Source organism: Paraglaciecola mesophila KMM 241, assembly GCF_000315015.1.
Lineage (GTDB): Bacteria > Pseudomonadota > Gammaproteobacteria > Enterobacterales > Alteromonadaceae > Paraglaciecola > Paraglaciecola mesophila.
The window spans coordinates 74,819-84,696 of the sequence record NZ_BAEP01000049.1 but is presented as its reverse complement, the minus strand read 5'-3'; the positions used below and the strand labels follow the sequence as shown (position 1 = coordinate 84,696).

General features: G+C 45.2%; 10 protein-coding genes and 1 pseudogene. 7 read left to right on the top strand and 4 right to left on the bottom strand.

The features are described from left to right. Nucleotides 1-224 (bottom strand): annotated as a pseudogene (locus GMES_RS22825) (hypothetical protein); the annotation flags it as partial. 206 nt (nt 225-430) lie between these two features. On the opposite strand from GMES_RS22825, the gene GMES_RS11655 reads away from it, so the two are divergent. The 3 genes from GMES_RS11655 to GMES_RS11645 all read left to right on the top strand — a co-directional run bounded on the left by GMES_RS11655 (nt 431) and on the right by GMES_RS11645 (nt 2,132). After that, nucleotides 431-742 carry a hypothetical protein gene (locus tag GMES_RS11655; protein WP_033187101.1) on the top strand — a complete coding sequence of 104 codons (312 nt, stop codon included), beginning with the start codon at nt 431-433 and terminating at the stop codon, nt 740-742. A gap of 129 nt (nt 743-871) precedes the next feature. Next, nucleotides 872-1,291 (top strand): GFA family protein, encoded by a 420-nt coding sequence (locus tag GMES_RS11650; RefSeq protein WP_006992896.1) that lies wholly within the window; start codon nt 872-874, stop codon nt 1,289-1,291. A 313-nt stretch (nt 1,292-1,604) separates the two neighbouring features. Further along, nucleotides 1,605-2,132, top strand: coding sequence for a DUF3750 domain-containing protein (locus GMES_RS11645; protein WP_006992895.1), 528 nt, complete (start codon nt 1,605-1,607; stop codon nt 2,130-2,132). 93 nt (nt 2,133-2,225) lie between these two features. On the opposite strand, the gene GMES_RS11640 is transcribed toward GMES_RS11645, so the two are convergent. From GMES_RS11640 to GMES_RS11630, 3 genes are read right to left on the bottom strand one after another with little or no spacing between them, the layout of a single operon-like run. Beyond that, a complete protein-coding gene (locus GMES_RS11640) occupies nt 2,226-3,152 on the bottom strand; it encodes a polysaccharide deacetylase family protein (protein ID WP_006992894.1) in 927 nt (308 codons plus the stop codon). After that, nucleotides 3,152-4,135 carry a polysaccharide deacetylase family protein gene (locus tag GMES_RS11635; RefSeq protein ID WP_006992893.1) on the bottom strand — a complete coding sequence of 328 codons (984 nt, stop codon included), beginning with the start codon at nt 4,133-4,135 and terminating at the stop codon, nt 3,152-3,154. Before GMES_RS11635 ends, GMES_RS11640 begins: the two co-directional genes overlap by 1 nt. Before the next feature lie 45 nt (nt 4,136-4,180). Further along, nucleotides 4,181-4,840: an isochorismatase family protein gene (locus GMES_RS11630; protein ID WP_006992892.1), complete on the bottom strand. Its 660-nt coding sequence runs from the start codon at nt 4,838-4,840 to the stop codon at nt 4,181-4,183. Between the two features lie 328 nt (nt 4,841-5,168). Between GMES_RS11630 and GMES_RS11625 the strand changes: the two genes are divergently transcribed. The 4 genes from GMES_RS11625 to GMES_RS11610 all read left to right on the top strand — a co-directional run bounded on the left by GMES_RS11625 (nt 5,169) and on the right by GMES_RS11610 (nt 9,869). Then, nucleotides 5,169-5,897 (top strand): hypothetical protein, encoded by a 729-nt coding sequence (locus GMES_RS11625; protein WP_006992891.1) that lies wholly within the window; start codon nt 5,169-5,171, stop codon nt 5,895-5,897. After that, complete coding sequence (locus tag GMES_RS11620; protein WP_006992890.1) at nt 5,897-7,141, top strand: class I SAM-dependent methyltransferase; 1,245 nt, start codon at nt 5,897-5,899, stop codon at nt 7,139-7,141. Before GMES_RS11625 ends, GMES_RS11620 begins: the two co-directional genes overlap by 1 nt. Continuing rightward, a complete protein-coding gene (locus GMES_RS11615; RefSeq protein ID WP_006992889.1) occupies nt 7,138-7,515 on the top strand; it encodes a hypothetical protein in 378 nt (125 codons plus the stop codon). Before GMES_RS11620 ends, GMES_RS11615 begins: the two co-directional genes overlap by 4 nt. Nucleotides 7,516-7,922: 407 nt before the next feature. Continuing rightward, nucleotides 7,923-9,869, top strand: coding sequence for a TonB-dependent receptor plug domain-containing protein (locus GMES_RS11610; RefSeq protein ID WP_006992888.1), 1,947 nt, complete (start codon nt 7,923-7,925; stop codon nt 9,867-9,869). Nucleotides 9,870-9,878: the final 9 nt, after the last annotated feature.

The following is a 9,878-nucleotide window of genomic DNA, read 5'->3' as shown; positions in this document are numbered from 1 at the left end:
GCGCTCTTCTACCCAGCCTCGGCGATGCTCGTAGCTCTGGCCAGAGTGCTTGTCAGTGCCACATAAATATGATTGACGCACGCAGCGGGAAACACAATGACAAATTTATCGGGAATAAAATTTGAACAGCTTTAGCTGGCTTCGAAGAAGTGAACGACATGGATGTTGTGAATAAAATAGGGCGTATCGATTAAACTAATTTGGCTTTTTCGAGGTTGAGGCATAATCCGTCTACCCGACAGAATGAAAGACAAATCAAGTGTAGTCCAGCCCTGAAAATTGACCATTTTTAACATGGGTGTCTTTACTTTGTCTTCACTTTGTGGGTGTCTTTACTTTGTTTTACTTTGTTTTACTTTGTTTTACTTTGTTTTACTTTGTTTTACTTTGTCATGCGCTACGGTGAAGTCAAAGGTCAATAGGAATATATATGAAGAAAATAGGATTTATAATAGTGCTAGCGTTTGCGATTGTTGGCTGTAAGTCGACCACAAATGAACCGACGGCTAGCAGAGAAGCAAAACAGATTTTCAGATTAACGAACAATATGACTTGTGCTAGTAGGAATGCGGGACAAAAAGAGTACTGCAATTGTTTCGTTGATAAGTTGGATGAGGTTACACCGCCGGAAGTAAAGCAAAAAATAGTTAGTGATAGAAAAGCTTTTCAATCAGAAATACTAGCCGTCATGTTGGATAACCGTGAGCAGTTAGAGGTCTGTGACCAATACAAAACTCCATAATCGTAAAATAGCTCTTTAGGTGCGTTAATAATCATGTCGCATAACAATAAAAATGAAGACGGATATCTCAGAAAAGCGCTGAGCTACCGCTTATTTTGGTGATATGTAATCGAAAGTAAGGAGGCTTTTATGGCGAATAAATATCGAGGTTCATGCCTTTGTGGTAGTGTGAAGTACGAGCTTTTAGGTGAGTTCCAGTCTTTCTTTTTATGTCATTGTACTCGTTGTCAAAAGGGTACAGGCTCGGCTCATGGTGCAAATTTGTTTGCTAAAGCTGGCACCTTAATCTGGGTAAACGGTGAAAGTGATGTCAGAACGTATAAGCATCTAAATTCATTTCATGCAAAAAGCTTTTGTTCAAAATGCGGGTCTGCAATCCCAACGTTTGCAGAAAGTATTAACAGTGTAGTGGTTCCGGCTGGCAGCCTTGATAGTCCAGTTCCAATTCCGCCTACTGCTAAAATTTTTGTAGGTAGTAGCGCTAAATGGTCTATGAAATTGTTCGATGTACCTAGCTACGAAAAGCTTCCAGAACAAGCTAAGAGCTAAACACATAACAAGAGACTATGGCGTCAACTGCTCATTTTTGAGCCACGATCTTGCGCCACTTATTTCGCTGGCCCACGGCAAAGCCCCAAAGCCTGCATGAGCCAACACCTCGATACACTTCTCTAGTGCAGTTGATGTATTTCGATATTAAGTAAACTTTGCAATTCAAAGTCCCTGTATCACTGGGCTATGACGAAATTGGTAACAAGTGTCTTCTTGCTTCGCCGATGCAATTTTGCTTTATTGTCAGTTAAATGGTGAATGAATAACCTGAGCTCTAGGTAGTAAAAACAAAATATTTAACGAGGGAATAATGAAAGTATTGGTGTTGATTGTATTAGTCAGCCTGTTGGCAGCCTGTACAAACAGAGATTGGCGCACGGCATCACGTGAGCCTGCAGGTCTTGCCCTTGACCCGGTAATAGAGACGCAAGCATCCATTGAGGTTTATGCCGCAGATGCCTTTAGTTGGCGTGGTTGGTTTGCGGTGCATACGTGGTTGGCGGTTAAGCAAGAAAACGAGCCTGAATACACTGTGTATGAAGTGGTTGGCTGGCGAGTTAATGATGGCTTACCTGCATTGCGCGAATACCAAACATCTACACCAGACCGTTTTTGGTATGGAGCGAAACCGGAAGCGGTTTTATCTATTCAGGGGGAGAAGGCCGCTGAGCTTATCCCTAAAATAACTGATGCTGTTAATAGATACCCTTGGGCGAACGAGTACACTTTATTCCCAGGACCAAACAGTAACACTTTTCCAGCCTGGGTGGGTTTGCAAGTACCTGAATTGGAACTAGAAATGCCGTTTCGGGCGATAGGCAGTGGTTACGCGGATTAGCAGGTCAAGCATTAATGAGCAGCAATTTTTTGCGTTGCGGGGTGAACACAACCCGCCAAATAAAAATGCTCAGCAGGTTGGTTATTTAGAATATTAAGGCATGACTTGTGACTTGAAGGCACTCAGAATATCACTGGCACTGGCGCTGTAAACATCTTGACTCATCACGTATTCAAGCACGCGCTCAAGGGCGCCAATGCGGTGTGGTTGTCCTAGCATCCACGGGTGAATATTTAAGCTCAGAATTCGACCGCCACTCTCTTTTGCTTCTTTTATTAAAAAGTCACAGGCATCGATCATTTGCTCTGCGTAGGCATCTTCACTGTGCAAGTTATTGAGCATGATAAATGCGTCGTCCAATTCATTGGATAACGGCATGGCCCATAAATGACCTTGCTGCGTCTTAAAGGTGTAGGGCATGTCATCGTTTACCCAGTCGCAAAAATACTTAATGCCATTAGCGGCCAACAGCTCAGGGGTGTTCTCACTTTCATTGCGCCCAGGGCTTAACCAGCCTGTAATGTCTTGTTCTGTTAATTCGCGTAATTGATTTACCGAATCTTGTACTAACTGGGTTTCTAGTTGTTTGTCTTGGCCGCCGAAATGCAGGGCATCCATGTGCATGCCGTGGCACATCACTTCATTGCCGCGCTCTTTAACGGTGTTGAGTAAATACGGATTGCGCTTGGCTAGCTCGGTGTTCATAGCAAAGGTAGGGGTGACACCGTATTTATCAAACGCTTTTAAAAAGCGGAAGATACCCACGCGATTTCCGTAGTCACGCAAACTAAAATGACGCAGATCGGGGTAGGGCATGGTCATGCCGCCTTGAATTTTAAACGGCTCTCCTTTTTGATCCAGCGGGAAAAACTGCAAAGGTACATTCACCCACAGTGCGAGCTTTTTGCCCCCAGGCCAAGTGACGTTGGGTCTGTCAGTGAGCATCGACCAATCGTAACGGTCGTGATCCATGCCATGACTGCGATGAGCGTATTCTAGGTATGATTTATCTAGCGCCATTATTTCGCTCCTTTATTGAAAGCAGCATTCAGGGCAGCAGCGTTGAAAGCCGCATTCTTTTGCGCAATGTCTGTTTTAGCGTGCTCGTAGTAATGCTCAAGGTAGTAATCAGCAATCTCTTTGCCTGTGGTCACCCACACATCATCGTGACTGGTGATGTAATCAAGCGCTTCTTCAAATGCCTTCATCCGATGTGGGCAAGACACCTGATAATTATGCGTAGGAATACACATAATGGTGCCTGATTCATTCGCTTCGGCATAAAGTCGGTCAAAGTTTTTCTTGAGCATCTGGCCATAACGTCTGGGCTCAATTTTGTTCACCACAAAGGCAATGGTGTCGTTCATTTCCAATGAATAGGGAATAGACACAAACGGTTTATTACTGCGTGTGTGAATAGGCGTGGGCTGATCGTCATGGAACAAATCACAGGTATAAATGCCGCCCTCATTGCCAAACAACTCAGTGCCTACTTCGGCGAAAAAATCTAAGGTGAGCTCTGAATGGGACAGAGCCGGTGCCAAATAACCCGCACATTTTTGCCCTGTGTGCCTGTATATCGTTTCCATGGAGTCTTTGATCATGTCGCGCTCTTGCTGCTCTGACATGCCGTAGGTGTAGCGAGTATTGTAAATACCGTGGCTGAAAAACTCCCAATTCCGCTCTTTGCACATTTGAATAATTTCAGGGTGATGGTCGCACAGCGCAGTTGATAACGAAATTGAGCCGCGAATGCCGTATTTATCCAGTAAATCCATTTGGCGCTGATGGCCCACGCGATTCCCGTAATCACGGATACTGTAGCCTTGTGTTGCTGGGTAGGGTTGCGGCCACGCTTTGCGAGATGGGTTAGCGGGCGGGTTTAGCTCGTAAAATTCAATATTCGGTGCCACCCAAAAAGCCATTTTTTTATCCCCTGGCCAACGAATTTTAGGGCGATTTTCGTAAGGCCAATAATCGTAAAATCCGGGATCGCTTTTCATATCTGTCTGCCTATTTTGTCCTGTCGTCTGCCGCTTAAAGTTTTATTACTTAGCGAGCCACTGATTCACTTCATCTAAGGTGAGTACGTCGGCGTATTTAAGAGACAAGTCTGTTAAATTCGCATAGTGATAACTCTCATGTTTATCCGCCACGCATTCCTCTGGCACTATGGTGCGATAGCCACGAGATAAAGAATCGACGGCTGTGGCGCGAATGCAGCCTGAGGTAGAGCCGCCGGTTAAAATGACCGTGTCCACTTGGTGCCATACCAGCAATGACTGCAACTGGGTTTCAAAAAAGGCTGAGGGCATCTTTTTAAGATAAACCACATCTTTGACGTAATCGATTTCGAGGCGATCATCAAACTCACTGCGCCTCGAATCAAACTTAATGTTTTGTAGTGAATCCGGGGTGTCCGTGCGCGTGCCCCAAATGCCGGCATCTTCAGCACCTTCCATGTAAGCAACATGGGTCCACACAACTGGCCAGCCTTTGGCGCGAAAGGTTTTCGACATCTCATTGATGTATTCCATTTGCCGCGGGTCGGTCTCGTACGCAGTGGCAAATTCATCTGTGCAGGTATAGGCCTTTTGCGGATCGATGTTGACCAACACCGCTTTATTACCAAAGCCAAAACGTTTACGCGCTGGGTTGTTTTTTACGTCGTTATAAATCTCTTTTGCGGTCTTAGTGGTCGTTTGCATTGGGTTACCTTCAAATCTTTGATAATTGTCATAGGTTTTATGGCTGATATTGACAACAATTTAACCTTGAATTGCGTTAAATTTTGGTGCATTTTATAGTTAATGTGCTATTGATATAACAATTATATTTATAACTCAGTTTTGGCACTCCATGCAAATATAATTGCTAACCAAATTGACATCGACCAATTCACTCAGTTGATTTAAGTGATACTAAATAAGCAACAGTTTTATTCAGGTACTTTTTACAGGGTAACTTAACAGGGTAGCGTTAAACCGTACCTCTTACTCTACAACGTACCTTACACAGATAAAGGCAGGCCCATACATGAAGCACAGAACAATTCGCGGTACGATCCAGTACACCAGCAGAAAACCAGAAAAATTCGGTCAAGAAAGAGGACGTGAGTTTTTTAGCATCACGACTCAATCTGATGGTATACAAGTCATGCATGCTCACTGCGAAATAGACGACGAGCCTAATGTGGTGCGCGATGTTGTGCAGTCTATGCGTCAAGACTGTAGCCCAATAGACTGCAGCGTTAGATTGTCTGTGGGGGATAAGTACGAAGGCAGCGGCTGGATCCGTTTTACCGATACGTACGCTGAATGTGAAACCCATAACCAAAGAGACGGGCGCATCAGCCAGCGGATTGAGCTTGAACAGGGCGTAAAATGGTTGCAATCGCATCCCATAGTTGGGGACGGTATTTTGATGAAGCTATACGATTTATCACAAGGGCCAGGTAAGACCTTTTTCCCAGATATTATGCTGACCTCACCTGATCATCGCGGCGCGACAGGGCCTTTATTATTCAAAATGAATGGCCTAGGTATTCGCTACGTAGGCGAAGAAAACATTGTGGTTCAAGCGGGTAAATTCATCGCTCGGCACTTCCAAGTGGTAGATACCGCAGGTAATTTACCTGAAGAGCATCCTCCCTATGACTTGTGGGTAAGTGCTGACGACGACTATTTGTTGCTTAAAGCCGGTGTAGAGGGCTACATGCAAACCCATTATGAATTAACCGATTATCAAATTATTGGAGGCGAATAATGAGTAACAGCAATGCGTTACCTTCGTGGGACGTGCTCACCAAGCACGATGTATTTCCGGTAGCGAGTCACGATGAAGTGGCTCGGCTGAATTTTCTGACGCATCTGAACGTGCATTTAAGCAGCCAAATATTGCCCGGAGTCAAAACCGCTTTTGATAAACAGGTTAAGCCCGCCATTATCGCGCAAACAGGCAAAGAGCCAACGTCACGCCATGACGTTCGCAAACATATGCTGAACAACGGCTACTTTCAAATGTGGAGTGCCCTGCGCCGTAACACCATGGAAATGCGCCACCAAGCTGCACGCGCTCAAGTGCTTGGGCAAATTGAAGGCATAGTGGCAAAGGTAAATAAGGCCTGTGAAAATGATGCCAATATCCAGCTAGATACCAGCGTGAGTATTCCGCCCAATGTGGGCTCTGTGGATATACATTGTCAGCCTGGCTGCTACTACCAAGAATACTTCGAGAACGATGTTACCGTAGCTGCAAGTTATGATTTAGGATTGTTCGTGACCACGGCCGGTCTATTAGGCGCGTTAAGTGACGGCGGCGGGCAGGGCATTGCTAACTGGCTTAAAACCCAGCACCCAGATTTTGCCCCTAAGCGTATTTTGGATATTGGCTGTACTGTGGGTCACAATGCGTTGCCATTGGCAGAACATTTCCCAGATGCACAAGTGATTGCAGTTGATGTGGCGCGCCCAAGTTTACGCTATGCCCATGCACGCGCCAAATCGCTAGGGTTAAATAACATTCAATTTGTACAAGCCAACGCTGAAGATCTCAGCCAATATGATGACGGCTCATTCGATTTAATTACCACTTCGATGTTTTTACATGAACTGTCTCATCAGTCTTTACCCAAAATACTCAAGAACATTAACCGCCTGCTAGCCGATGGCGGCTTGAACTTACACCTTGAACAACCCCAGTACACAGGCATGGACGTGTACCAGCAATTTATTCGCGACTGGGATACGTACTTTAATAATGAACCCTATTGGGGGCCGATGCATGAGCTTGATTTACCTAAAGTCTTCGCTGAATGCGGCTTCGACCCTAACGATTTATTTGATGTAGGCGTGGTATCCAAAGTAGACGAAAAGATATTTGGTAAGCCAAAAACAGACGGTGAAGATTACGGTCGCTCACCTGTTTGGAATGCCCTTGGGTTATGGAAAGGACAGCATGTAAAAAGTAACGCAAAAAAAGTCACAAATACAAGTGAGAATGCAGCATGAGCGAGATTAAAAAAGACCTGACAGAAAGCGAAAAAACGAATTTAGCAGGCAGTAAAGCCAAAGGTCAGCGCCCTTACTTTTTAGTCGATAAGCAAACTGAGCAAGCCCTATCAGTGGCCATGACGCTGGCCATGGAGCTGTCAGTGACTAAAGAGCGCTTATCGTCTCTTGAATGCATGTTGGTGGACAAAGGAATGATTGAAAAAGGCGAGCTCGATCAGTATCAGCCAAGTAAAGAAGAAGTCGCGAAACGCAGTCTTGAAACCCAAGCCTATTTAGCGCGCGTTTTGCGAATTATGCAGCAAGATAAAGAAGAGCTAGAGCGTGACGACCCTGATATGCAAACGGTGCAAGACGAGCTCACCAAATGGTGATGGTGAAATACGCCTAGAGGCACAATTACGCTGTGATGAGCCATCACAGGTACTCCTCAGGGGTTTTGCTGTTAGTCATTTTTGCCTTAATAACAATATTGCTCGCAGGCTAAAGGACATGCTTGTGAGCGCATTCTTTCTATATCCCACCTTCCTAGGTATCACTCAATCATATACAATCCTCGCCCGTTTAATACTGGGCTTGCCACTTCTGCCTATTCATGAAAAGTAACCTTATATCGGTCGGTTTCAGCCAAACGCTTAGCCTAGCCCGTGGAGGCACTTTTAGAATGCGCGTTAGACGTGAGAGAAGCGTCAAATAAAGCGCTTAGTAAAACACACCTTAAAACACAAATAGAAATGTGCGTTAAAAGAATACATAACAAAATGCGCAACAAGGATAAACGATGAATCGTGCTCTAATGATGTCCGCTATGTGCATCGCCTCTACTTTCTCAATATCTTCATACAGTGCCGCTATTGTTGGTCAGTATGTTGTCAAGAACGCCGGACAGAACATCGAAAAAAGCCCTTACGAAGGCGCTGAAGCAGACCGCGAAAATAAGACTGATAAAGCGGCTAGGGAAAGCGTTGAACAAATTACGATTGAAGGCGCAGCTACAGCGAATGAATCACCGGTCGGCACCTTTAACTCACCCATCTCTAATTTAGAATATGACCCTAGAGTCGACCTTCAATCCAGAAATATGGCTGAAGCACAGGCAGATGTGACAATCCGCGGCGGTATCTTCGAAAACACAGGCTTTAGCGTGGGCAGCGCCACTCTTATCGACCCACAAACTGGCCATTATGTGGCTGAGATTCCTATTGCTCCAGAAATGCTAACGGCACCGGCTATTTTAACCGGTGTCGATAATTCACTTTACGGCGCAAATAGTTCAGTGGGTTCTGTTGCCTATAAATGGCGGCCTATTCAAACTGCTGGCAGTGTTTCATTAGGGGCTGGTAACAATAATTTTAATATGCAAAGGGTACACAACGCCATTTCTTGGTCGGTGGATGATTCCTCAAAGTGGAAAGCTGGCGTTGAAGGTGAATATTCGCGCTCTGAAAGCGATGGCACCATAGACAAGGGTGATCACAGTTTTGAGCGAGCATCTGGGCGGGTACAACTAATAAGTGATACTTCGCAAACGGATCTATTTTTCGGTTATCAACAAAAGTTTTTTGGCTGGCCTAACCTGTATACCCCTTTCAATGTGAATGAAACAGAAGATTTAGAAACCCGTTTATTGATATTCAATCACCAGCAGCAATATGCTCAAGAAAGCACCTTTGAAGTGTCAGCTTATTACCGTCAGCAAAATGACCACTATGTATTTTCACGGGAAAACCCAGGGGCCTTTCAAGCGTTTCACGAAACCAAGGTAAAGTCAGTGGCGGTATCGGGTCGTCATATGACGGATTCAAAACTGGTGGTGAACTATGCAGCACAGTTGACCGCGGATGAGATTGAATCTACCACCCTTGAGAACAATTTCACCTCGCGGGATTACTACAAGTTCAGTGTAGTGCCAGAGTATGCAGTAGCCTTGCAAGACAACGAACACTTAACGTTTCGTGTTGGGGCGGCATATGATGACACCAATCGCGATGATTCCCAGGTTTCAGTGATAAGCGATATCGTTTGGCATAAACTGAATGCAGACAAATCTACGCGCACGGTGAATTTTTCCTATTCTGAAGCCACACAAGTCGCAGGGTATACCGCCATTGGTGGCAGTACGTCCAGCGGGTTGTTCAGAAGCAATGACACACTTGAGCGTGAAACCAGCAAAAATTTAGAGTTGGGCATGTCGTTAGATGAAGCAACGTGGCGCGTAGATTCTGCTGTGTTCTACCGCTGGGACAACGAACTCACTGATTGGACTTACAACTTTGACTCAACATCCGCGCGGGTGGCCAACCCAGTTGATATCGAAACCATAGGTTTGGAACTGATGGCAGTTGCGCGCTTAGAAAGCGCAGATTTAGTTACAAGCTATACCTACCTTGATAAATCTGAAGACTATCGAGAAGAAAATATCGACGCGAGCTTCTATGCGTTGAACTATCCCCCCCATCGTTTCACCCTGGGTGTGATCTGGTATCCTGCGGAAGCGTTTGAGCTAAAAGTAGACAATGAATGGCGCAAACAAGAAGATAACCTGTTGAGAAATGGCGACGACACGGCTTTTTTCACCCATATATCACTGACCTATTCGCCGCCGCAGCTCGAAGGCTTCAACGTGATGCTGGCGGTTGATAACCTGTGGGATGAATCTTTTGAAGAAATTCCCGGCACGCTAGGGCGCTCTGATCAATTATCTGTTACAGCTACCTACTTTTGGTAACAAGATCGC

Coding starts and splice junctions, on each gene's coding strand:
- GMES_RS11655 (WP_033187101.1), top strand. CDS start 431: ATGAAGAAAATAGGATTTATAATAGTGCTAGCGTTTGCGATTGTTGGC.
- GMES_RS11650 (WP_006992896.1), top strand. CDS start 872: ATGGCGAATAAATATCGAGGTTCATGCCTTTGTGGTAGTGTGAAGTAC.
- GMES_RS11645 (WP_006992895.1), top strand. CDS start 1,605: ATGAAAGTATTGGTGTTGATTGTATTAGTCAGCCTGTTGGCAGCCTGT.
- GMES_RS11640 (WP_006992894.1), bottom strand. CDS start 3,152: ATGGCGCTAGATAAATCATACCTAGAATACGCTCATCGCAGTCATGGC.
- GMES_RS11635 (WP_006992893.1), bottom strand. CDS start 4,135: ATGAAAAGCGATCCCGGATTTTACGATTATTGGCCTTACGAAAATCGC.
- GMES_RS11630 (WP_006992892.1), bottom strand. CDS start 4,840: ATGCAAACGACCACTAAGACCGCAAAAGAGATTTATAACGACGTAAAA.
- GMES_RS11625 (WP_006992891.1), top strand. CDS start 5,169: ATGAAGCACAGAACAATTCGCGGTACGATCCAGTACACCAGCAGAAAA.
- GMES_RS11620 (WP_006992890.1), top strand. CDS start 5,897: ATGAGTAACAGCAATGCGTTACCTTCGTGGGACGTGCTCACCAAGCAC.
- GMES_RS11615 (WP_006992889.1), top strand. CDS start 7,138: ATGAGCGAGATTAAAAAAGACCTGACAGAAAGCGAAAAAACGAATTTA.
- GMES_RS11610 (WP_006992888.1), top strand. CDS start 7,923: ATGAATCGTGCTCTAATGATGTCCGCTATGTGCATCGCCTCTACTTTC.